At 71.5% G+C, this 23,269-nt stretch carries 19 protein-coding genes, 1 tRNA gene and 1 pseudogene; 12 read left to right on the top strand and 9 right to left on the bottom strand.

Features of this window, described 5'->3' with window-relative positions; all coding sequences use genetic code 11:
* Positions 1–18: 18 nt before the first annotated feature.
* Positions 19–1,149 (bottom strand): AI-2E family transporter, encoded by a 1,131-nt coding sequence (locus AB0300_RS10070; RefSeq protein ID WP_366215939.1) that lies wholly within the window; start codon positions 1,147–1,149, stop codon positions 19–21.
* An 88-nt stretch (positions 1,150–1,237) separates the two neighbouring features.
* On the opposite strand from AB0300_RS10070, the gene AB0300_RS10065 reads away from it, so the two are divergent.
* Positions 1,238–3,784, top strand: coding sequence for a LuxR C-terminal-related transcriptional regulator (locus tag AB0300_RS10065; RefSeq protein WP_366215938.1), 2,547 nt, complete (start codon positions 1,238–1,240; stop codon positions 3,782–3,784).
* A 12-nt stretch (positions 3,785–3,796) separates the two neighbouring features.
* Here AB0300_RS10065 and AB0300_RS10060 read toward each other — a convergent pair whose 3' ends face one another.
* Positions 3,797–4,225, bottom strand: coding sequence for a DUF6325 family protein (locus AB0300_RS10060; RefSeq protein WP_139833334.1), 429 nt, complete (start codon positions 4,223–4,225; stop codon positions 3,797–3,799).
* A 141-nt stretch (positions 4,226–4,366) separates the two neighbouring features.
* Here AB0300_RS10060 and AB0300_RS10055 point away from each other — a divergent pair, with 141 nt between their 5' ends.
* The 5 genes from AB0300_RS10055 (at position 4,367) to AB0300_RS10035 (ending at position 9,870) form a co-directional block, all read left to right on the top strand.
* On the top strand, positions 4,367–4,801 hold the full coding sequence (locus AB0300_RS10055; protein WP_025103111.1) for a DUF6325 family protein: 435 nt from the start codon (positions 4,367–4,369) through the stop codon (positions 4,799–4,801).
* A gap of 1 nt (position 4,802) precedes the next feature.
* A complete protein-coding gene (locus AB0300_RS10050) occupies positions 4,803–5,153 on the top strand; it encodes an SHOCT domain-containing protein (protein ID WP_085607242.1) in 351 nt (116 codons plus the stop codon).
* Between the two features lie 28 nt (positions 5,154–5,181).
* Positions 5,182–6,528 (top strand): hypothetical protein, encoded by a 1,347-nt coding sequence (locus AB0300_RS10045; protein ID WP_366215937.1) that lies wholly within the window; start codon positions 5,182–5,184, stop codon positions 6,526–6,528.
* Positions 6,529–6,608: 80 nt separating this feature from the next.
* A complete protein-coding gene (locus tag AB0300_RS10040) occupies positions 6,609–8,942 on the top strand; it encodes an arylsulfatase (RefSeq protein WP_366215936.1) in 2,334 nt (777 codons plus the stop codon).
* 34 nt (positions 8,943–8,976) lie between these two features.
* Positions 8,977–9,870 (top strand): formylglycine-generating enzyme family protein, encoded by an 894-nt coding sequence (locus tag AB0300_RS10035; RefSeq protein ID WP_366215935.1) that lies wholly within the window; start codon positions 8,977–8,979, stop codon positions 9,868–9,870.
* Positions 9,871–9,885: 15 nt separating this feature from the next.
* Here AB0300_RS10035 and AB0300_RS10030 read toward each other — a convergent pair whose 3' ends face one another.
* Positions 9,886–10,818: an HAD family hydrolase gene (locus AB0300_RS10030; RefSeq protein ID WP_366215934.1), complete on the bottom strand. Its 933-nt coding sequence runs from the start codon at positions 10,816–10,818 to the stop codon at positions 9,886–9,888.
* Positions 10,819–10,974: 156 nt separating this feature from the next.
* On the opposite strand from AB0300_RS10030, the gene AB0300_RS10025 reads away from it, so the two are divergent.
* From AB0300_RS10025 to AB0300_RS10010, 4 genes and pseudogenes are all read left to right on the top strand, one after another.
* Positions 10,975–11,184, top strand: a complete 210-nt coding sequence (locus tag AB0300_RS10025) for a heavy metal-associated domain-containing protein (protein ID WP_025103117.1) — start codon at positions 10,975–10,977, stop codon at positions 11,182–11,184.
* Positions 11,184–13,438 (top strand): annotated as a pseudogene (locus AB0300_RS10020) (heavy metal translocating P-type ATPase). Before AB0300_RS10025 ends, AB0300_RS10020 begins: the two are co-directional and overlap by 1 nt.
* Positions 13,439–13,461: 23 nt before the next feature.
* Positions 13,462–13,722 carry a YHS domain-containing protein gene (locus AB0300_RS10015; protein WP_071328346.1) on the top strand — a complete coding sequence of 87 codons (261 nt, stop codon included), beginning with the start codon at positions 13,462–13,464 and terminating at the stop codon, positions 13,720–13,722.
* 307 nt (positions 13,723–14,029) lie between these two features.
* The gene (locus tag AB0300_RS10010; RefSeq protein WP_366215977.1) at positions 14,030–15,970 is read left to right on the top strand and encodes a heavy metal translocating P-type ATPase; all 1,941 of its coding nucleotides are present in this window, start codon (positions 14,030–14,032) and stop codon (positions 15,968–15,970) included.
* Positions 15,971–16,000: 30 nt separating this feature from the next.
* Here AB0300_RS10010 and AB0300_RS10005 read toward each other — a convergent pair whose 3' ends face one another.
* From AB0300_RS10005 to AB0300_RS09980, 6 genes are all read right to left on the bottom strand, one after another.
* Positions 16,001–16,567, bottom strand: a complete 567-nt coding sequence (locus tag AB0300_RS10005) for a hypothetical protein (protein ID WP_025103121.1) — start codon at positions 16,565–16,567, stop codon at positions 16,001–16,003.
* Positions 16,568–16,569: 2 nt separating this feature from the next.
* Positions 16,570–17,685, bottom strand: a complete 1,116-nt coding sequence (locus tag AB0300_RS10000; RefSeq protein WP_366215976.1) for a zinc-dependent alcohol dehydrogenase — start codon at positions 17,683–17,685, stop codon at positions 16,570–16,572.
* Positions 17,686–18,133: 448 nt separating this feature from the next.
* A complete protein-coding gene (gene nhaA, locus AB0300_RS09995; RefSeq protein WP_366215933.1) occupies positions 18,134–19,411 on the bottom strand; it encodes a Na+/H+ antiporter NhaA in 1,278 nt (425 codons plus the stop codon).
* A 61-nt stretch (positions 19,412–19,472) separates the two neighbouring features.
* Entirely contained in the window at positions 19,473–19,646 is a 174-nt protein-coding gene (locus AB0300_RS09990) for a hypothetical protein (RefSeq protein WP_172400128.1), read from the bottom strand.
* 97 nt (positions 19,647–19,743) lie between these two features.
* Positions 19,744–19,816 (bottom strand) — tRNA-Arg (locus AB0300_RS09985).
* Between the two features lie 16 nt (positions 19,817–19,832).
* Positions 19,833–20,642: an SGNH/GDSL hydrolase family protein gene (locus tag AB0300_RS09980; protein ID WP_081811567.1), complete on the bottom strand. Its 810-nt coding sequence runs from the start codon at positions 20,640–20,642 to the stop codon at positions 19,833–19,835.
* A gap of 93 nt (positions 20,643–20,735) precedes the next feature.
* Between AB0300_RS09980 and argS the strand changes: the two genes are divergently transcribed.
* Both argS and AB0300_RS09970 read left to right on the top strand, forming a co-directional pair.
* Complete coding sequence (gene argS, locus AB0300_RS09975; protein ID WP_366215932.1) at positions 20,736–22,400, top strand: arginine--tRNA ligase; 1,665 nt, start codon at positions 20,736–20,738, stop codon at positions 22,398–22,400.
* A gap of 8 nt (positions 22,401–22,408) precedes the next feature.
* The gene (locus AB0300_RS09970; protein ID WP_303708117.1) at positions 22,409–23,257 is read left to right on the top strand and encodes a DUF2993 domain-containing protein; all 849 of its coding nucleotides are present in this window, start codon (positions 22,409–22,411) and stop codon (positions 23,255–23,257) included.
* Positions 23,258–23,269: the final 12 nt, after the last annotated feature.

The raw sequence follows: 23,269 nt of genomic DNA, 5'->3' as shown, positions 1-23,269 counted from the left end.
GGTGCCGGCGGAGCAGCGTCAGCGTCGGCGGAACCGGCGCCGGGTCGGCGCCGCGGACGGCTCCGGCGTGGGCTCGGGGACGGCCGTGCGGTCGCCGCTGACCCAGCGCGCCCAGGTCGCCCCCGGGTCGCCCTCCAGCGCGACGGCGCGCACGAGCAGGGTCAGCGGGATCGACAGGATGGCGCCGAGCGGGCCGATCACGAAGGTCCAGAAGATGACGGAGAAGAAGCTCAGCGTCAGGCTCAGGTCGACGGCGTCGCTGACGAACTTGGGCTGGACGAGCACCTGGAGCACGACGTTGACCACGCAGTACACGGCGATGACACCGAGCAGCAGCGGCCAGCCGCCCACCACGAAGGCCAGGATCGCCGGCGGGATGAGCCCCAGCACGAACCCGATGTTCGGGATGAAGTTCGTCACGAACGCGAGGATCGCCCAGACCACCGGGGCGGGGACGCCCATCCACCACAGGGCGAGGCCGTCGACGATGGCCACGACGGCGCCGAACGCGGCGTTCACGACGTAGTAGCGACGGACCCCCGTCTGCAGCCGGGCGATGCGCTGCAGGGCGGGGCCGTGCGTGGCGCCGAAGAGGGCCGGAGCCGTCCGATAGCGGGCGGCGTCCGCGGCGAGGAAGATGATGTAGGCGCAGACGAAGAACAGCGCTGTCGCCACCCCGAGCACCGCGCTGCCCAGGCTCCCGGCCAGGCCGAGGAGCGTCTCGGGGTCGAGGATCGAGGCCGCGGCATCCGCCGCCTCCTGGTCCAGCCCGAGGGACTGCAGCCAGGCGACGATCTGATCGGCGGCGCGCACCAGGCCGTCCTGCGATGCGAGGTCGCCGACGAGCCGGGCGAACTGGGTGCCGGCGAGCCACAGCAGCGCCGCCATCGCCAGCAGGATCACGTAGGCGAGCACGATCACGGCGGTCGTCCCGATCCAGGCGGGCCGGCCGGGGCGCTGGAAGGGACGACGGACGGGTTCGCAGATCACCACGATGACGATCGCGAGGGCCAGCGGGCCGAACACCTCGCGCGCCAGCGAGATCCCGGCGAGGACGATCGCGCTCGCCGCCAGGATCAGCAGGGTGCGCAGAGCAGGGGAGGGCGCGTGGTCCGCTGCGGAGTGCGGAGGAGTGGGGAGCGAGGTCACGCGGCCAGCGTAGCCCGCCGCACTTTCATCCGGGTGATTGCGCCTCCGCCCCCTGGAAGGGGGCGCGGACGCGTGGTTTCGTGTTGCCATGTCGCCTCCCGTACGTTCCACGAGGCCGGGACCGGCGATGCGCTTCCGGCCGCCCGCCACGCCCATCGGCGTCGTGCCGCGGGAACGTGTGACCGCGGCGATCGCGGCTGCCATCGAGGCGGACGGGGTGACGGTCCTCAGCGCGCCCAGCGGCTATGGAAAGACCACCGCCGTCGCTGCCTGGGCGGCATCGCGCGACGACGTCGCCTGGCTCGCGCTGAGCGCGTCCGACGACGACCCCGCACTGCTGACCGCCGGTGTCCTGAACGCGCTGGCGCTCGCCGGGGAGCGTGCGGGGCGCGTGTTCGCCGCGCCGCGGGACATCGAGGATCCGGTGCGCGCCTACCGGCAGATCTGTGCGGCGTTCCAGGACGCCGAGCACCCGGTGCACCTCGTCGTCGACGATGCCCACCGTGCCGGGGAGGCGTGGAGCGATGGTCTCCTCGGGCTCCTGGCCGACCAGCCTCCGGACGGACTGCGGCTCCTCCTGGTGGGGACGACCCTGATCGAGGTCACCCTGTCCCGCCACCGCCTCATGAACCCGGGAGCCTTCGTCGGCGTGGACACCCTCCGGTTCTCGGCGGACGAGATCCGGAGTCTGACGCGGTCGGCGCCCGGTGGGCTCGATGCGGCCGCGGTGCGCGACGAGACCGGGGGCTGGCCCATCGCGGTGCGGCTGGTCCTCGTCGGCGGCTCCCTGCCGTCGAGCCCGGCGTCGACGGCCTCGTCCTTCCTCGGCGCGTACATCCGTGAGCACGTCCTGGACGCGCTGCCGCCCGCGCTCGCGGATTTCGTCCTCGAGGGGACGGCCTGCGCGGAGCTCACGCCCGACACCGCCGCACAGGTCACGGCGAGAGACGACGCCGCCGACCTCCTGGAGACCTGCGTTCGGCTCGGGCTGTTCCTCGACCGGTTCGACGGCCCGGAGGGCCCGACGTACCGCTGGCACCCCGCGTTCGCGCGTCGGTGCGCCGACCTCGCGCGGACGGATGCGGCGCGTTTCGCCACGGTGCACCGCCGGGCCGCTCGTGCTCTGGAGCACACGGATCCGATCGCCGCCGTGACGCACGCGCGGCGCGCCGGGGATCGGGCCGGTGCCAGGGCCATCCTCCTGCGGCACTGGCTGGGCCTCGTGGTCGGCTCCTCGGCCGTCGACGTGGAGCGGACGGCGACGGCTCTCCTGCGCGACAACCCGGATGATCCGCACCTGCTGCTCGTGCGGGCCGGAGCCAGCGACGTCCTCGGGGACCATCGCGTCGCGCGGGAGCTGTGTCGACGGGCGGAGGCACTCCTCGATCGCACGCCGGGGCAGGCCGACCCCGCCGTCCTGCTCATCGTCCGCCTGCTGCTCGCGGAGTCGTCCGTCGAGGTGGCCGCATCCGGTCCGGAGATCCGTGCGCTGCTGGATGCCGAGGACGACAGGATGTACGGCGGTCGGGTGGCGCTCAACCATCTGCTGGGGTGGACCGCGCTGCGCAATCGCGAATCGCCGGACCTCGCGATCGAGTACTTCTCGGCGGCGGCGCGCGAGGCGAGGGAGGCCGGCGATCGGGAGCTCACGTCCCGCGCCGTCGGACATCTCGCCTACGGCCTCGCCACCTCCGGCCGGCTCACGGAGGCCGCGGCCGTGCTCGCCGAGGCCGAGACCACCCGGGAGGCTCTTCTTCCGCGGAACACCTTCGCGCGCGGAAGCGCCGTGGCCGCCGCGGGGTGGGTGGCGTACTGGTCGGGCGAGGCGGAGGAGGCGGTCCGGATCTTCGACGCGGCGCGTGAGGAAGCCGCGTCCGGCCGCGATCTGGCCGGACATGCACGCATGATGGGAGCCTATGCCGCCGCGCTCACGGGAGACCCCGCGATCTGCCGCCGAGCGGCCATCAGCGTGCAGGAGCTCCCCATCGACGTCGTCCAGGGGGTGGAGTGGCCGGCGTTCCGGGAGTCGTCGGTGGCCCTGCTCGAAGAGGCGGTGGGGCGGAGGGAGCGCGCACTGCGCATCGCGAAGAAGTATGCCGGCGGTACCGACCTCCCGCTCGTGGGCGTCGCCCTGTCCGGGATCCTGCGTCGCGCCGAGGAGCATGCGGCGGCGCTGGAGATGCTGCGGTCGTTGCGGGGTGCGTCCGAGCTGTCGTACGTCAAAGCCGCCACGTTGATCACCGCGGCCACGCTCCGGAGGGCGACGGGGCACCAGGAGGACGCGCATGACCTGTGCGAGGCCGCCCTCTCGGTCGCGTCCGCGGAGAACCTCGTCGTGCTCTTCGGCCCGCGCGAGGTCGCGGTGCGCCGGCTGCTGCAGGCGCATGTGCATCACGGCACGCAGTTCGAGGAGTTCATCGAGACATGCCTCGCCGTCGACGCGGTCGGCTCCGTGACCGATCGGCTGTCGGAGCGGGAACGCGACGTCTTCCACCAGATGCAGACGGCGCGCACGCTGCCGGAGATCGCCCAGGAGCTTTCCGTGTCGGTGAACACGGTGAAGACGCATCAACGAGCGATCTACCGCAAGCTCGGGGTCTCGTCCCGGCGGGAGGCCGTCCACGCGACCGTGTGAGCAGGCACGGCGTCAGGGGCCCGCACCGAGGGTGGCGACGAGCGCGGCGTTCGCGACCGCGGAGGGGATCGCCTGTGTCGCCAGGATCCGGTCCCCGGCGTCCTCGACCTCGCGGATGAAGCGGACGTCCCAGCGCTGTTCGACGAGGATGACGGCCGCGACGGCGTCGGGAGGCACCCACGGGAGGAAATGCCGGACATCGTCGAGGGAGATCAGTCCCGGTGCGTACAGGGGCAGGCCGGCGAGCGAGAAGTCGTCGCCGTCGACCTCCGTGATGCGCTGCCCCTCGGCGGCGTCGCGGCGGACGATGAGGAAGTCGAGCACGCGCAGCGTGCCGTCCTCGACCTGACGCAGCAGCGGTTCGAGGACGGGCGGTCCCGGGTGTGCGCTGCGGAGCTCGACCACGACGAACGCCACGTCGCCCAGCACCCGGCTCCTCATAGCCACCCTCGATTCGTCCCGTCCTCCGATGGTGACAGCCGCACGGAGAGGGAGTCCCGAATCCTCACCCGGAGCGGGTGAGGACCGGCGCGCGGGCGACGACGGCGGTGCCATTCTGGACCGCGGATGAAGGGTGGCGACATGAAGGAGTTCCGATTCGGGCCCGTCGAGTTCTATCTCGTGGGCTTCGACGGTGATCGGCCGGATCCGTCCACGTTCGGCGCGCTGACCGACCTGGTGTCGAAGGGCGTGGTGCGCGTGCTGGACTTCGTGCTGGTGACGCGGACGGCGGAGGGGGATCTCGACATCCTCGAGGTCGAGGAGGACGACGGCACTGCCGTCCTCGACGGCCTCGAGCCGATCGTCGCCGGGCTCGCGAGCGAGGACGACGTCCGCGCCCTGGCGGAGGTCGTGCCGCCGGGACGGTCGGCGGCGGTCGTGGTCCTGGAGCTCCTGTTCGCCCGGACCCTCGCCCAGGATGTGGCCGCCGCGGGAGGCCAGGTGCTGCGCAGCGAGCGCGTTCCGGCACCCGTCGTGAACGCGGTGATGGACATCCTCGAACAGGAAGGTGAATGACATGCCCTTGCGGAGATTCGGCCGGCCGGGGCTCATCGGTCTCGCCGCGCGGACCGCGGTGGTCGCCGGGACGGCGACCGCGGTGCAGGGAGCCGCGATGCGGCACCAGGAGCGCCGCGCACAGAGCGAGTACGAGCAGCAGCAGTACGAGGCCGCCCAGCAACAGGCCCAGATGGACGATGCGGCCCGCACCGCGGCCGCGCAGTATGCGCCGCCGACGAGCCCGCCGGCCGCGCCGCCCGCAGCGGCGGACGACCTGATCGCCAAGCTGCAGGAGCTCGGATCGCTGAAGGCCTCCGGCGTGCTGACGGACGAGGAGTTCACGGCCGCGAAGCAGAAGCTGCTGAGCTGAGCGTCGCGACGATCGAGACGAGGCGGCGATGAGCGAGATCGAGGACCTGCGGGCACGGCTGCGTGCGCTGGAGCAGGAGAACGAGGCGCTCCGACGCCCTCGACGCCGGATCTCGGCCCGCAGCATCATCGCCGGGATCGTGCTCGTGGTCGCCGTGCTCCTCGCGCCGATCGCGGCGATGGGGACATGGGCGCGGCTGCAGCTCGTCGACGCGGACCGGTTCGTCGCGACCTTCGCCCCGCTGGCCGAGGATCCGGACGTGCAGGACTTCGTCGCCGATCAGGTGACGGCCGCCATCGACGAGCAGGTCGACCTGGATGCGGTGGTCGGCGAGCTCTTCGACGGCCTGCGTGCCCTCGACCTCCCGCCGCGCGCCGCCGCCGCCCTCGGCCTGTTGGAAGCGCCGGCCGCCTCCGGCCTGTCGTCCCTGATCGACGGCGTCGTGCACGAGGTGGTGTCGTCGCAGCAGTTCGCCGACATCTGGGCGGAGACGCTCCGCTTCACCCACGAGCGCGCGGTCGCCATCCTGCAGGACGAGCCCGGCACCGCGCTGGACCTCAGCGACGACGGGGTCCTCTCGGTGGACGTGGGGGCGGTCGTCGAACGCGTCAAGGAGGCTCTGGCCGAGCGTGGGGCCGGGGTCGCCGACCTCATCCCGGTGATCGATCGCACCATCCCGGTGGTGCAGGCCGACGCCCTGGTGCTGGTCCGCACGGTCTACCAGATCGCGGTGACGGCGGGCTTCTGGCTGCCGTGGGTCGTGCTCGGTCTCGTCGTCCTCGGTGTGCTGCTCGCGGTGAACCGGCCGCGGGCGCTGTTCTGGACGAGCGCCGGGTTCGCCGTCGTCTTCCTCCTCCTCGCCGCCGGGATGGGGATCGGACACGGGTTCTTCGTCAGCGCCGTCAGCCCGTCGATCATGACGGCGTCGGCGGCCGAATCCCTCTTCGATCAGCTCACGGCCCTCCTCGGGTCCACCATCGTCGCGCTCGCTCTGGTCGGGGTCCTCATCGCGCTGTGGGCCTGGCTCGCCGGGTCGAGCCGCAGCGCGCGCACGGTGCGCGGCGTCACGGAGAGCGGGTTCGGGGCGCTGCGCGAGACGGCGGAGGCACGGGGGATCTCCACCGGGCGGTTCGGGCGGGCGGTCGACCGCTATCGCGGTGCGATCCTCATCGCCGGGATGGCGATCGGGGTGCTCATCCTCCTGGCGACGCGTCCGGTCACCTTCGGCGCCGTCCTCGGCGTGGCGATCGGCGTGCTCGTGCTGACGATCCTCGTGGAGCTGCTGCGACGGCCGGTCCCCGCCACGGCGCCGGAGGAGCAGGACGCCGCCGTCGGCGCGGACGCGAGCGACGCGGAGATCACCCGGCGCGGGTGAGGACCCCTGTCGGCACGCGCGCGGGGTCGGAAGACTCAGGCCGAAGAGAGCGCGGACGCGCCAGGAACGAAGGAGAGACGATGTCGGAATTCAACGCAGACTTCTCGGGCGAGATCACGCTGGACGTCCGCGACTCCCGTCCCGACTGGTCGCCGTACGAGCTGCGGAAGGCACCGGACGGAGCGCCGAACGTCCTCGTGGTGCTGTACGACGATACCGGCCTCGCCTCCTGGTCGCCGTATGGCGGCCGCATCGCGATGCCGACGATGGACCGTCTGGCCGCCGGGGGTCTCACCTACACGCAGTGGCACACCACGGCGCTGTGCTCTCCCACGCGGTCCACCATGCTCACGGGCCGTAACCACCACGTCAATCGCGCGGGCGTCATCATGGAGGGCACGAACGGCTTCCCCGGCTTCGCGGGGCGGCTCCCCGCCGAGTGCGCGACCATCGGACAGGTTCTGCAGGAGAACGGGTACAGCACGTTCTGGCTCGGCAAGAACCACAACGTCCCGGAAGAGGACATCGCGCCGGGGGGCAGCCGCTCGATGTGGCCGCTGCAGCTCGGCTTCGACCGCTTCTACGGCTTCCTCGGCGGGGAGACCAACAACTGGTACCCCGACCTGGTCGAGGACAACCACTTCATCGAGCAGCCGTACCGCCCGGAGGACGGCTACCACCTGTCGAAGGACCTCGCCGACCAGGCGCTCGCGATGATCCGGAACCAGCAGGCCTCGAATCCCTCGAAGCCCTGGTACATGTGGTTCTGCCCGGGCGCGAACCACGCGCCGCACCACGCGCCGCAGGAGTACATCGACAAGTACAAGGGGGCGTTCGACGACGGCTACGACGCCTACCGCGAGTGGGTGCTCGCCCGCATGATCGAGAAGGGCGTGCTGCCGGAGGGCACGCAGATGACGCCGTTCAACCCGCTGCCGGAGGAAGCGGCGAACCCGGCCGATCACGTGCGCCCGTGGGCGGAGCTGAACGACGACGAGCGGAGGCTGTTCGCGCGGATGGCGGAGGTCTTCGCGGGCTTCTCCGAGTACACGGATGCCCAGGTCGGCCGGATCGTGGACTACCTGGAGGAGACGGGGCAGCTGGACAACACGATCATCTTCTACTGCGCCGACAACGGCGCCTCGGGGGAGGGATCGCCGGACGGCTCCGTGAACGAGAACAAGTTCTTCAACGGCTACCCCGACGACCTCGCCGAGAACCTCGCGATGATCGACACGCTCGGGTCCGCCGACACCTACAACCACTACCCGACGGGGTGGGCGGCGGCGTTCTCCACGCCCTTCCAGATGTTCAAGCGGTACTCCCAGTACTCCGGCGGCACCTGCGACCCGATGGTCGTGCACTGGCCGAAGGGGATCGCGGCGAAGGGGGAGCTGCGCCACCAGTACCACCACTCGGTGGACGTCGTGGCGACGGTGCTCGACGTGATCGGCATCGCGATGCCGGAGTCCTACCGCGGAGTGCCGCAGCGACCGCTCGACGGCGTCTCGATGAAGTACTCCTTCGACGCCGCGCCGGACGGGCCGACGCGGAAGAGCGTGCAGTACTACTCGATGCTCGGCACCAGGGGCATTTGGAAGGACGGCTGGAAGGCGGCGGCGGTGCACGCGCCGCTGAGCGGCAAGGGCCACTTCGACGACGACGTGTGGGAGCTGTACCACGTGGCGGAGGACCGCTCCGAGTCGAACGACCTCGCCGCGACGCACCCGGAGAAGCTGCAGGAGCTCATCGCCGCGTGGTTCGCGGAGGCGGAGGCGAACTTCGCCCTTCCCCTCGACGACCGGTCGGCCCGCGAGATCCTCACGGTTCCCCGGCCTCAGGCCGAGGCGCCCCGGGAGCGGTACGTCTACTTCCCCGGCACCGCGGCGGTGCCGGAGAGCGTCGCGGTGAACGTCCGCGGGCGCTCCTACAAGATCATCGCCGACGTCATCCTGGAGCAGGGCGCCGAGGGAGTGCTCTTCGCGCACGGCTCCCGCTTCGGCGGGCACTCGCTGTTCCTCAAGGACAACAGGCTCGTCTACGTGTACAACTTCCTCGGCATCCCGCCGGAGCAGTCGTTCACCTCGGACGAGCTCGCCCCCGGCCCGCACACCCTGGGCGTGGAGTTCGTGCGGGAGGGAGCGGGGGAGCACGGCGAGTCCGTCGGCACCGCCACGCTGTACGTCGATGATCGCGCCGTGGCGTCCGGTCCGATGCGGGCCCAAGTCGGCAAGTTCACGCTCTGCGGCGACGGGCTCTGCGTCGGGTGGGACAGTGCCGACGCGGTGAGTGCGCAGTACGCCAACCCGTTCCCGTTCACCGGCGGCACGCTCCTGGGCGTGGCGGTCGACGTGAGCGCGGAGCAGTATCTCGATATGGAGCTCGAGGCGGCCGCGATGCTGTCGCGCGAGTGACCGCGCGGAGCGGGCGGCGGCCTAGCATGAGGGCATGACGGCGATGATCGAGGTCCCCGGCGGAACGCTGCTCATGGGGTCGGACGAGTTCTACCCGGAGGAAGGCCCCGTCCACGAACGGCGCGTGGAGGCGTTCGCGCTGGATCAGCACCCCGTGACGAACCGCCAGTACGCCGCGTTCGTCGAGGACACCGGCTACGTCACGATCGCCGAGCGGCCGATGGACCCCGCCGACTACCCCGGGGTGCATCCGGACGACCTCGTCCCCGGCGCCATGGTGTTCACGCCGACTCGCGGCCCCGTCGACCTGCGCGACTGGCGGCAGTGGTGGCGGTGGGAGCCCGAGGCGTCCTGGCGCCACCCGTTCGGACCGGCCTCGTCGATCGACGACCGCCTCGATCATCCGGTCGTGCAGGTCGCGTACCCCGATGCCGTCGCCTACGCCGCGTGGGCAGGCAAGCGCCTTGCCACGGAGGCGGAGTGGGAATGGGCGGCGCGCGGCGGCCTCGTCGGCGCCCGCTTCGCCTGGGGTCAGGAGACGAAGCCGGACGGCACCCTCATGGCCGACACCTGGCAGGGCGCCTTCCCGTACCGGAACGACGGTGCCGACGGGTGGATCGGCACCGCTCCGGTCGCCTCGTTCCCCGCGAACGGGTACGGCCTGCACGACATGATCGGCAACGTGTGGGAGTGGACGGTGGACTACTGGACGCACCGGCACGTGCCGCCAGGTGCGGTCGGTGTCGACGCCGGTCAACGCGCGAGCCTGCTGTCCTCCGAGCCCGGGTCGCCCATCCCTCGCCGCGTGCTCAAGGGGGGATCGCATCTGTGCGCTCCGGAGTACTGCCTCCGCTACCGCCCCGCGGCGCGATCGGCGCAGGCGGAGGACACCGCCATGACCCACATCGGGTTCCGCTGCGCCCTCTGACCGGTGATCCCCGACTCAGACGGGGTCGGGGAACAGGGACGCCCAGTCGTCGCGGACGCTCACCACGGTGTACCCGCGGTCGGCGGCTGCGTGGAGGGCCTGCTCCGCTCCCGTGTCGTAGGGCGTGTCGTCGCGGTCGGCGTCGTCGTGATGGATCAGCAGCGCGAGTCCGGGCCGAGGGCCGCCGTGCGCGAAGTCGAGCATCGGCATGTCGCCGTTCGAGTTGCCGGCCGCCAGCAGCGGGCGCCGCCCGATCCGACTCCAGATCCGCACCGGTTTCTCCGGTCCGTCGTCGAAGAACGCCAGGGCCGAGGAGTAGCGGACGCTGGCGTCCTTCTCGTCGTAGGCGAGTCCGAGCGCCGAGCCGATCACGCGCTCGGGAGGGATGCCGTAGTTCGCCTGGGTCATCGGCCGCATGAAGTCGCGCTCGCCGCCCGACACGATGTAGCACGTGAAGCCGTGGCCCTCGAGGTACCGCAGCAGCTCGACCATCGGGCGGTACACCGATTCGGCGTAGGGGCGGCCGAGGAGCGGGAGCTGGGCTGTGCGGTAGAACTCCGCCACGGAGCGGGCGTAGTCCTCCACGCTCACGCCATCGGTCAGTCCCAGGAGCGCCTGGATGATGACGCCGAGGTCGGAGTCGTCGCCGGCGTAGTGCTTGTCGATCGCGGTGCCGAGCCAGCCCAGGTCACCGGTGACCGCGGCGCGGTAGGGCTGCCGGTCGGCCAGGGAGGGGTCGCGGGTCGCCTCCTCGCGCCAGCGCTCGACGACGTAGTGCAGCTGGGTGGGCATGGGCTTCTCCGACCAGAGAGTGCCGTCGTTGTCGAACACCGCGATGCGTTCGTCGACGGGAACGGCGTCAGGACCCTCCGTCACGGCGGCGACGAACGCCTCGATGGTGCGCCGTGTGCCGGTGTCCCGCCAGGAAGACAGAGGTGAGGAGTCCATGACCGCGATCCTCCCAGGCGCGGCGTCGGATGCCGAGCGTCCCTCACCCGGAGCGGACGAGTCCCGCTGCGGCCGGGCGTGCGGGAATACCCTCGGAGGGTATAAGGTTGTGCCGAAGGAGTACCCCAGGGGGGTATCCCGAGGAAAGGAAGCATGATGAGCACGAGCGAGTACCAGGTCACCGGAATGACGTGCGGCCACTGCGAGATGGCGATCCGCGACGAGGTGTCGCGCATCCCCGGTGTCGAGGGTATCGATGTCAGCGCGCAGAGCGGGAGACTCGTGGTGCGCAGCTCCGCCCCCGTCGACGACACGGCCGTGCTGGCCGCCGTGGACGAGGCGGGCTACCAGGCGGTCCGGTCCTGATGGACACCCCGTCCGCGACCAGCGTGGAGCTGGAGATCGGCGGCATGACCTGCGCGTCGTGCGCGATGCGGATCGAGAAGAAGCTCAATCGTCTCGACGGCGTCACCGCCACCGTGAACTACGCGACCGAGAAGGCGAGCGTCACGGTGCCGGCGGGCGTCGACACCGCCGTGCTCATCGCCGAGGTCGAGAAGACCGGATACACCGCCGTCGTCCCCGCGCCTCCCGCGCCGGAGGGAGCGCAGCCCGACGGAGAGCAGCCGGATCCGGAGCTGACGGCGCTGCGGCAGCGGCTGATCGCCTCCGTCGTGCTCACCGTCCCGGTCATCGCGATGGCGATGATCCCGGCGCTCCAGTTCACGTACTGGCAGTGGCTGTCGCTCGCGCTCGCGGGTCCCGTGATCGTGTGGGCGGCCTGGCCGTTCCACAAGGCGGCGTGGATCAACCTCCGGCACGGTGCGGCCACGATGGACACGCTCATCTCGATGGGCACGATCGCCGCGCTGCTGTGGTCGCTGTACGCGCTCTTCTTCGGCACCGCCGGGATGCCCGGCATGACGCACCCGTTCGAGTTCACCGTCGCGCCCAGCGACGGTGCCGGGAACATCTACCTCGAGGTCGGAGCGGGGGTGACCACGTTCATCCTCGCCGGACGCTACTTCGAGAAGCGCTCCAAGCGTCAGGCCGGTGCGGCGCTCCGCGCGCTGCTGGAGCTCGGCGCGAAGGAGGTCGCCGTGCTCCGCGACGGCGTCGAGACGCGCATCCCGACGAGCGCGCTGCGGGTCGGGGACGAGTTCGTCGTGCGCCCGGGGAGAAGATCGCCACCGACGGGGTGGTGGTCGGCGGCACGTCCGCCGTCGATGCCTCGATGCTGACCGGCGAGTCGGTGCCCGTCGAGGTCGGGGAGGGCGACGTCGTCACCGGCGCCACCGTGAATGCCGGGGGACGCCTCGTCGTCCGCGCGACCCGCATCGGCGCCGACACCCAGCTCGCGCAGATGGCGCGGCTCGTGGAGGAGGCGCAGACGGGGAAGGCCGAGGTCCAGCGGCTCGCCGACCGTGTCTCCGGGATCTTCGTGCCGATCGTGATCGTGATCGCCCTCGGCACGCTCGTGGCCTGGCTCGCGGCCGGGTTCCCGGCTGCCGCCGCCTTCACCGCCGCGGTCGCGGTGCTCATCATCGCCTGCCCCTGCGCTCTGGGCCTGGCCACGCCGACCGCTCTCCTCGTCGGCACGGGTCGCGGCGCCCAGATGGGCATCCTCATCAAGGGCCCCGAGGTGCTCGAGTCGACCCGGAAGGTCGATACGGTCGTGCTCGACAAGACGGGCACCGTCACCTCCGGTCGCATGACGCTGACGGCGGTGCACACCGACGACGGCGTGCAGCGCGAGGAGCTGCTGCGGCTCGCCGGGGCCCTCGAGGACGCCTCCGAGCACCCCATCGCGCAGGCCGTGGCGGCCGCGGCCACCCGGGAGCTCGGCACCCTTCCGAGCGTCGAGGAGTTCGCGAACGTCGAGGGCAGGGGCGTCCAGGGCATCGTGGACGGCCACGCCGTCGTCGTGGGACGCGCCTCGTTGCTCGCCGACTGGTCGCAGCACCTGTCCGCGGGGCTGGCTGCGGTCAAGGCCGAGGCGGAGGCCCAGGGCAAGACCGCGATCGCGGTGGGCTGGGACGGTCGTGCCCGCGGGGTGCTCGTCGTCGCCGACACGGTCAAGGCCACGAGCGCGGAGGCGGTGGCGCAGCTCCGGGCGCTGGGACTGACGCCCGTCCTGCTCACGGGAGACAACCGTGCGGTGGCCGAGCAGATCGCCCGCGAGGTGGGGATCACCGAGGTGATCGCCGAGGTGCTGCCCCAGGACAAGGTCGAGGTGGTGCGCCGGCTCCAGGGCGAAGAAAAGGTCGTCGCGATGGTGGGAGACGGTGTGAACGACGCCGCGGCCCTCGCCCAGGCGGACCTCGGGCTGGCGATGGGGACCGGGACCGACGCGGCCATCGAGGCGAGCGACATCACGCTCGTCCGCGGCGACCTCCGCAGCGCGGCCGACGCGATCCGCCTGTCCCGCCGCACGCTCGGCACGATCAAGGGCAACCTGTTCTGGGCGTTCGCCTACAACGTCGCAGCCATCCCGCTGGCGGCGCTCGGCCTGCTCAACCCCATGCTCGCCGGTGCGGCGATGGCGTTCTCCAGCGTCTTCGTCGTCGGCAACAGCCTCCGCCTGCGGTCCTTCCGCAGCAGGGCGGTGGACACCCCGTGAACGAGAGACAGAGGAGTACCGACATGTCCGATTCCCCCGCAGGATCCTGCTGCAGCGTCCCGCGCCAGAGCGGCGTCTCCGCCGAAGGGCGCACCGACCTGCTCGCCGCGCCGGCCGAGGGCATGGCCGAATGCCCGGTGATGGCCGGAACGCCCGTCGTGATCGCGACCGCCGAGGCCGCGGGGTTGTACCGCGACCACGAGGGCACCCGCTACTACTTCTGCTGCGCGGGCTGCGGGCCGGCATTCGACGCCGATCCCGCGAAGTACACCAGGGCGGCCTGAGCCCCCACCCGTGCGGGGCCGCGACAGATCCGGCCCCGCACGGCATCATCGACGTTGGAGGGAAGACATGAGCACCTCGCATCACGACCATTCCGCGCACGGTCACCTCGCGGGAACGGGGACCGGGACGCCCGCGGACCACACCGGACACGCGGAGCACGCCGCGCACGGAGACCACACGGACCACACGGACCACGCGGGACACAGTGGGCACGCCGGGCACGACGATCACGCGGGACACGGCGGTCACGGGGGCCATGGCGATCACGGCGACCACGTCGCCCAGTTCCGGCGGCTGTTCTGGATCATGCTCGTCCTCGCCGTGCCCACCGTGCTGCTCTCGGGCATGTTCGCGATGATCGTGGGCTACCCGCTTCCCGACATCCCGGGCCTGGTCTGGGTGTCGCCGGTCCTCGGCACGGTCATGTACGTCTGGGGAGGGAAGCCGTTCCTCACCGGCGCCGTCAGCGAGATCCGTGCCCGGCAGCCCGGCATGATGCTGCTCATCGGGCTCGCGATCACGGTGGCGTTCGTCGCGTCCTGGGGAGCGAGCCTCGGCCTGCTGCATCATGAGCTCGACTTCTGGTGGGAGCTCGCTCTCCTCATCGTGATCATGCTGCTCGGGCACTGGATCGAGATGCGCTCTCTGGCGCAGACCACCTCCGCCCTCGACTCGCTGGCCGCGCTGCTGCCGGACGAGGCGGAGCGTGTGGAGGGCGATCAGGTCGTGCGGGTCTCCCCGTCGGACCTCCGCGTGGGCGATGTCGTGGTGGTGCGCCCCGGCGGGAGCATCCCCGCCGACGGGCGGATCGTCGACGGCCGTGCCTCGATGGACGAATCCATGGTGACGGGGGAGTCGCGCACCGTCACCCGGGCGACCGGCGACCCTGTGACCGCGGGAACCGTCGCCACCGACTCGGGGCTGCGCGTAGAGATCACGGCGACCGGAGACGACACGACGCTCGCGGGGATCCAGCGGCTCGTTACGGAGGCGCAGAACTCCTCGTCCCGCGCACAGCGTCTGGCCGACACGGCAGCCGGCTGGCTGTTCTGGTTCGCGCTCGGTGCTGCCGCGATCACCGCGGTGGTGTGGAGCGCGGTCGGCCTGCCGGACGACGCCGTCATCCGCACGATCACCGTCCTCGTGATCGCCTGCCCGCACGCGTTGGGCCTGGCCATCCCGCTCGTCGTCTCGATCGCGACCGAGCGCGCAGCTCGCGGCGGGGTGCTCGTGAAGGACCGGCTGGCCCTGGAGAGCATGCGCACCGTCGACACCGTGCTGTTCGACAAGACCGGCACGCTGACCAAGGGTGAGCCCGTCGTCTCCGCGGTGTCGGTGGCCGGTGCGGAGACCGCGGAGGAGGTGCTGGCGCTCGCCGCGGCCGCCGAGGCCGACAGCGAGCATCCGCTGGCGAAGGCCATCGTCCGCGCCGCGCGCGACAAGGAACTCCGCGTGCCGGCGAGCCGCGACTTCTCGTCCTCGCCGGCGGTGGGGGTGACCGCGACGGTGGACGGTGCGATGATCCGCGTCGGCGGCCCGCACCTGCTCGCGGAGGAGGATGCCCACGAGCTCCCCGCTGCGGAGGGCTGGCGTGCGGACGGCGCGATCATCCTGCATGTGCTGCGGGATGGACACGTCATCGGGGCGCTCAAGCTCGCGGACGAGGTGCGCCCGGAGTCGCGGGACGCGGTCGACGCCCTGCACGCGCTCGGTGTCCAGGTCGTGATGATCACCGGCGACGCGGAGGCCGTCGCGCACACCGTCGCGGCCGACCTCGGCATCGACCGCGTGTTCGCGGGCGTCCGGCCGGAGGACAAGGCCGCGAAGGTGCAGGAGCTGCAGCACGAGGGCCGCAGGGTCGCGATGGTGGGCGACGGCGTGAACGACGCGCCCGCGCTCGCTCAGGCCGACGTCGGCCTGGCGATCGGCGCCGGCACCGACGTGGCGATCGCCTCCGCCGGGGTCATCCTCGCCGGCGACGACCCGCGTGCAGTGCTGTCGGTGATCGAGCTCTCCCGCGCCTCGTACCGGAAAATGACGCAGAACCTCTGGTGGGCGGCCGGGTACAACCTGCTCTCCGTCCCGCTCGCGGCGGGTGTGCTCGCTCCGATCGGCTTCGTGCTGCCGATGTCGGTCGGCGCGGTGCTCATGTCGCTGTCGACGATCGTGGTAGCGCTCAATGCGCAGTTGCTGCGGCGGCTCGATCTCCGTCCGGAGGTGGTCACCGCGGGCATCCTGCAGCGCTGAGCGCCACCACGCCGCCGTCTCGGTCCCGGCTCAGCGCCGACGGCCGAGGCGGCGGAGAGCGCGGACGCCCAGGACCGCCGTCAGCACCCAGGGCCCCACGACGATGATCGGGTCGAGCCAGGTGTGCCGGAGATCGATCCGACCGCGTCCGAACCGCGACGCGAGCGGGCGATGCTGCGGTTCCGCGAGGACGCCGGTCTGCGTGATGGGGTCGTCCGGCCGCCGGGTGACAAGGGAGCGGGCGTGCGCGGTCACGGCATCGACGCGGTCGCCCAGCACGAGCAGCAGCCAGCGGGTGTTCTTCGTCTCGCTGAACCGGTCGTAGGCCACGCGCCGGATGGCGCCGGACAGGCCGTGCAGCGGTTGCGCGGTGCCCCAGACGGGAGGCAGCATCCCGTGCTCGATCGAGCGCTCGCGGCCGCGGTCGGGGCCCTGACGCTCGGGGAGGTCCCAGTGCGCGCCGGTGTCGCCGACATCCTCCAGCTGCTGCCAGGTGCGGCGGTGCTCGGGGGCGAGGTCGGCGCCCCAGCCCGGGATCCGTGCACGCAGCTCATCGGGGGTCGGTGCGGGGATGGGTCGAGATCCTTCGTACGGCATGGTCATTCCTCTCCGACGACGATGAGCGGCTTGATGCAGTCGTCGAGCTTGGACGAGAACACGTGGTAGGCCTCCGCGATGTGCTCCAGCGGGAAGCGATGCGTCAGCAGCTCGGAGGGACGGATGTGCCCTGCCTGGATGTGTTCGAGCAGCCGCGGCCACTGCCTCTTCACGGGAGCCTGGTTGCCGCGCACCGTGAGCCCCTTGTTCATGATGTCGCCGAGGCGCACCGAGGTCACCAGAGGACCGTACGCGCCGAGGACGGACACGGTGCCGCCCTTGCGCGCGCTGTCGATGGCCCAGTTCACCGCGACGGGGGAGCCGCCCTGCAGCTTGAGCTTCGCGGCGGTCACGTGCTGGACGACGCTGCCGTCCGCCTCCGCGCCGACCGCGTCGATCACCACGTCCGCGCCGAGGTAGCCGGTCGCCTTCTTCAGGGCGAGCACGATGTCACCGGCTTCGTGGAGGTGCATCGTCTCGGCGAAGGCGAAGTCCCGTGCCTTCTCGAGCCGGTAGTCGAGGTGGTCGACGACGATGACCCGTCCGGCGCCGAGGAACCAGGCCGAGCGGGCAGTGGCCAGGCCGACGGGCCCGGCGCCGAACACGACCACCGTGTCCCCTTCGGCGATGTCGGCCTGCTGCGCGCCGAAGTAGCCGGTGGAGAACGCGTCCGTGAGCAGCAGCGCGTCCTCGGAGGTGAGCCACTCCGGGATCACCGACGGGCCGACATCGGCGAACGGCACGCGCACGCGCTCCGCCTGCCCGCCGTCGTACCCGCCCGTCGTGTGCGAGTAGCCGTAGATCCCCCCGACCGCTGTCGCGTTGGGGTTCACGTTGTGGCAGTTCGAGAAGAGGCCTCGGCGGCAGAAGTAGCACGAGCCGCAGTAGATGTTGAACGGCACCATCACCCGGTCGCCCGGGCGCAGGCTCTCCACCGAGGGGCCGACCTCCTCCACCACCCCGACGATCTCGTGACCGAAGGTGTGCCCGATGCGGGTGTCGGGCATCATGCCGTGGAAGAGGTGGAGATCCGACCCGCATACGGCCGCTCTCGTGACCCGGACGATCGCGTCGTTGGGATGGTGGATCGTCGGGTCGGGTTTCTCCTCGACGCGGATCTTCTACGGTCCGCGGTAGGTCATCGCCTTCATCGGATGCTCCTTCGCTCCGTGGAGTGACCGACGCTAGGCGCCGCCTCGAGGATGACTCAGGGCATTGACGGATGAGACGGGGAGGCGTACGAACGATGCGAACTCGAGGACCGCGCGCTCCTGCACATCCAGCTCGTCATCACCGCGAAGCTGCGTCGAGGGGAGCCGTTCGCGTTCAGCTGGCGGGAGGATGCCAGCGTCGGCGGCGGGAAGAACACCGTCTGGATCCACGCCTACAGCAGCATCGTCTTCCAGTACTTCGGCAGCAGGAGACCCGAGGTGAATCGCGCGTGGGTCGACGCGCTCGCCTACACGGCCAACAGCCCCACCGGGCTCTACCTGGTACCGGAACCGCCGGGCAGCGCGACGGCCGGAAACCTCGAGATCGCCTGAGGCCGGCCGTCGCGCCGGGGCATCAGCCGGCTGAGGCGGCCCCGCGCGCGCGCCGGCTTCGTGCTGCGAGCACGAGTCCGCCGAGGACCGCGGCGAGGAGGGAGCCGACGAGCACGCCGATCTTCACGTGATCGTCCGCGACGCTGCTGCTGCCGTACGCGAGCTCGCCCACCAGCAGCGAGACCGTGAACCCGATGCCCGCGAGCAGGGACATGCCCGCGAGATCCGGCCAGCGCAGCGACTCATCGAGGCGCAGGGCCGGCATGCGGCTCAACAGGAAGGTCGTGAGCAGGATGCCGACGGGCTTACCGAGCACGAGCCCCGCGATGATCCCGATCGTGATCGGGTCGGTCAGCGCCGAGACGAGGCCCTCCGCGCCGCCGATCTCGACGCCGGCCGCGAAGAAGGCGAACACCGGCACGGCGACGAGGGTCGCCACGATGCCCCAGCGATCCGCGAAGTGCGCGGCGAGACCGTCGTAGACCGGGGCGCCGTCGGCGTCCGTCCCGGTCCGCACCCGCGCGCGCTCCGTCGGACGCACCGGCACCATGAAGCCGAGCAGCACCCCCGCGACCGTCGCGTGCACCCCGGACGCATGCACGAACGCCCAGACGGCCAGGGCGACGGGAAGCAGGATCCACCAGGATCGGATGCCGTTCTGCACAGCGAGTGCGAAGCCCGCGAGGGGGAGGAGCGCCAGGATCAGCCAGGCGAAGCTGATGGTCTCGGTGTAGAAGGTGGCGATGATCGTGATGGCGATGAGGTCGTCGATGATCGCGAGGGTCAGCAGGAACACCCGCAGGGCGGGCGGCAGGAAGCGGCCGACGACGGCGAGCACCGCGATCGCGAACGCGATGTCCGTGGCCGTGGGGATCGCCCATCCGCGGAGGACCTCGGCGCCCGACGAGGCGTTGATCGCGACGAAGAAGAGGGCGGGGACGATGACGCCGCCCACCGCGGCGGCGATCGGAAGCGCGGCACGGCGCGGGTCGCGGAGGCGTCCGGCGACGAACTCCTCCTTCAGCTCCAGTCCGACGACGAAGAAGAACACCGCGAGCAACCCGTCGGCGGCCCAGGCGCCGACACTGAGCTCGAGGTGCCACTCCGGGATCCCGAAGCGGAAGTCCCTGACGGCCTCGTACCAGGGGGCGGCGGGGGAGTTGGCGAGGATCAGGGCGGCGAGCGTGGCGGTCAGGAGCAGACCGCCGCCCAGCACGTCGCTGCGGGCGGTGGAGCAGATGCCGCGCCAGAGCTCATGCGGTGCGAGACGGAAACGGGCAGGGGACGACGAAGAAGACACAGGGATACCTCACGGCAGATGGATGGGTGACGCGATGTCGCCGCACCCGTCCGGGCGCGGCTTATCCCTGTGGCGGCGGGCAGCCCGCGATCTCGCCGTGCGAGAGGGTGCCCCAGACACTGGTCCACCCGTTGGTGCCGGGGTGCAGGACCACGCGCATCCACTCCGTCATCGGCGTCGCGGACGACAGACGGCGCGGAGCGCGCGTCGAACCGGCGATGTGGAGGGAGGGCACCCGTTCAGGCTACCGGTCCGGGCGGCGGGCGCGCTGAGCGACCTCCGGGGGAACGAGAAGAGGGACCGTCCGTGCGGACGATCCCTCTTGCTGTACGTGCCCCCGACAGGAGTCGAACCTGCGACCTACGGTACCGGAAACCGGCGCTCTATCCACTGAGCTACGGAGGCGTACCGATCGACAATATCACTCGTCGGGGGTGGTCTCCGACCCACCGGCCTCCGTGACCGGCGCGGCGCGCAGTTCGTCGAGCGCCGCGGCGAGCTTCTCGGCGAGATAGCGGTGGCCGTCGGTGGACGGATGCTTGCGTCCGACCTCCACGTCGATGACGGAGAGATAGTTGTCCTCGGTGATCCAGTCGAGCGCGACGGGGGAGATGTACCACCAGCCGCGGGCCGAGGCGAGAGCCGCGAGATCCCGGTCGATCCGTGCCGTCTGCGCGCCGACCGGAAGCTCGTGCGGTGCGGGGCCGAGCACGACGATCGCCGCCTCCGGGTACAGCGCCGTCAGCGCGTCCCACGCGGCGGTCACGGCCTCGCGGTAGCCGGCAGCGCCCTGTGCCCGGTCGTTGATGGAGCCCTGGATGATGACGAGGTCCGGGTCGAGACTCGGGTCCAGCGCCGCGATGCGCTCGCCGAAGGTGGGGCCGTCGATGCCGGGCTTGAGGTAGCCGCTGCCGCGCACGCCGTCCACGATGGTCGTGCCGTGCAGCAGGTCGGCGAGCACGTACGCGTAGCCGAGGGTGGGGTCGGACGCGGCAGAGCCGTAGGTCCACGAATCGCCGAAGACGAGGACGGTCGGCTCGTCGGGGAGCGCGAGCGGTGCGGGAGCGATCACCGCGGCGGACTCGTCTCCGGCCGCAGCGCCGACCGGGAGGGACGACGGCGCCGGGACCCACGGTCGCCAGACCCCGATCACGCCCGCGGCGACCGCGACGAGGAGGGCGGCGGCGACGCCCGCGATGCGCAGTCGACGAGGGGCGGCGGGGGCGTTCATGGTGTGAGAGTAGATCACGGAGGACGGATCGCAAACTCGGCGGGACGCGGGGCGACGGAACGGGCCTGCGCACCCCCGTAAACTGGGGGGTCTATGAATCCTGAAACGCTCGCCCACGCCCTCCTCGCCGTCCTCGCCCCCATCGCCGAGGAACGACGTCCGGGCGAGCCGTTCGACCTCTCCGCCGCCGACATCGTGCTGGAGCGCCCGCGCAACCGCGATCACGGCGACTGGGCCTCGAACATCGCCATGCGCCTGGCCAAGTCCTTCGGCACGAACCCGCGGGAACTCGCCCAGCAGATCGCCGACGGACTGGCCGATGTGGACGGCATCGCGAGTGTGGAGGTCGCGGGCCCCGGCTTCCTCAACATCCGCCTCGACGCGGCGGCCGCCGGCGCGCTCGCGAAGGTCATCGTCGACGCCGGCCCCGCCTACGGGACGAACTCCTCGCAGGAGGGCGTGAGCGTCAACGTCGAGTTCGTCTCGGCCAACCCCACCGGGCCGCTGCACATCGCGCACACGCGCTGGGCGGCCCTCGGCGACGCGATCGTCCGCCTGCTCCTCGCGAGCGGCGCCCGTGCGGTGCGCGAGTACTACATCAACGACGCGGGCGTGCAGATGGACCGCTTCGCCGCGTCCGTGCTGGCTGCGGCGAAGGGGGAGCCCACGCCGGAGGGCGGCTACCCGGGCGAGTACATCGCGACGCTGGCCGGCCGCGTCCTCGAGGCCCGCCCCGACTTGCTCGACATCCCGGAGGAGGAGCAGCTCGCCGTCGCCCGCGAGCTCGGCTACGAGTACCAGCTCGCCGAGATCAAGCATTCCCTCGAGCGCTTCAACGTGCCGTTCGACGTGTGGTTCTCCGAGCGCACCCTCCACGCGAAGGACGCCTCGGGTTCCAGCCTGATCGACCAGGCCGTCGACCGTCTGCGCGAGCAGGGCCACGTGTTCGACGAGGACGGCGCCGTCTGGGTGCGCACCACCGACTTCGGCGACGACAAGGACCGCGTCATCCGCCGCTCGAACGGCGAGTACACGTACTTCGCCGCCGATGCCGCCTACTACCTGAACAAGGGCGACCGCGGCTTCCGCGACAAGATCTACCTGCTCGGCGCCGACCACCATGGCTACGTGCACCGTCTCAAGGCGGTCGCGGGAGCGGCGGGCGACGACCCCTCGAAGAACATCCAGGTGCTCATCGGCCAGATGGTCTCGATCAACGGTGCCCGCCTCAGCAAGCGCGCCGGCAACATCATCGAGATGGACGACCTGCTCGACTGGCTCGGCACGGACGCGCTGCGGTACTCGCTGGAGCGCTCGCCCGCCGACTCGCCGCTCGACCTCGACCCGGAGCTGCTGCAGAAGCGCACGAACGACAACCCGGTGTTCTACGTGCAGTACGCACACGCCCGCACCCACAACGTCGCGCGCAACGCCACCGACTCCGGCATCGACCGCTCGGTCTTCGCCCCGGAGACGCTCACGCACGAGACCGAGGCGGCGCTGCTGGGCGCGCTGCAGGAGTTCCCGCGCATCGTCGCGTTCGCCGCCGAGGTGCGTGAGCCGCACCGCGTCGCGCGCTACCTGGAGGAGCTCGCCGGGCTGTACCACCGCTGGTACGACAACTGCCGGGTGATCCCCCTGAGCGACGCCCCGGTCGAGGACGTGCACCGCACGCGCCTGTGGCTGAACGACGCCGCCGGCCAGGTCTTCCGCAACGGGCTCGACCTGCTCGGCGTCTCCGCGCCCGAGCGCATGTAGGGAGCGCCATGAGCGACGACAACCCGACCCTCCCGTACCCGAAGCCCTCGGACGAGCACCCGACGCTCGTGGTCCCCGACCCGGCGGACGGTCGTGACCGGAAGAGCGCAGCGCCGCGGCGGCGCCGGTGGCCCTGGGTCGTCCTCATCGTCGTGGTCGTGCTCGCCGCCCTCGTGGTCGCGGCGGAGCTCGTCGCCCGTGCCGTGCTCCCCGGCGTCGTGCGGTCGATGGTGATCGAGCAGCTCGACCTCCCCGCCGACCAGCAGCTCGACGTCGAGACGGAGGGGCTCCTGCTGCCGCAGCTGCTCGCCGGCCGCCTCGACACCCTGCGCCTGTCGACCGACGCCGTGACGCTGCAGGGCATCACGGGGGCGGCCGACGTCACCGCGACGGGCGTCCCGCTGCGCGGCGGCGACCTCGATGGCGCCGACGGCACCATCCGCATCGACCAGGAGCAGTTCACCGCTCTGCTCTCGGACACCGACCTGCCCGTCGACACGGTCGAGTTCGCCGCGCCGAACGCGACGCTCGGCGGCTCGTTCGCGGTGCTCGGGACGGCGGTGCCGGTGTCCGTGACGTTCACCCCCGGCGCCGTCGAGGGGGACCTCGAACTCACGCCGGTGGCGGCCAGCGTCGGCGGCGTGGAGGTCGACCTCGACCGCGTCGGGTCGTCGCTCGGCTCCCTTGGCGAGGGGATCACGCAGCCGCGACGGGTGTGCATCGCCGACCAGCTCCCGGCCGGTCTCACGCTGACGGGGGTCGAGATCGTCGGCGACGACGCCGTGATCGACGTCGATGCGGACGGCGCGATCGTCACCGACGAGGCACTCCAGGCGAAGGGCACCTGCGACCGCTGAGCGCACCCCGGT

The organism is Microbacterium sp. NPDC078814, from assembly GCF_040702645.1.
Taxonomy (GTDB): Bacteria; Actinomycetota; Actinomycetes; order Actinomycetales; family Microbacteriaceae; genus Microbacterium.
Note: the sequence above shows the minus strand (reverse complement) of the source record. Positions and strands in the feature narration are given on the sequence as shown.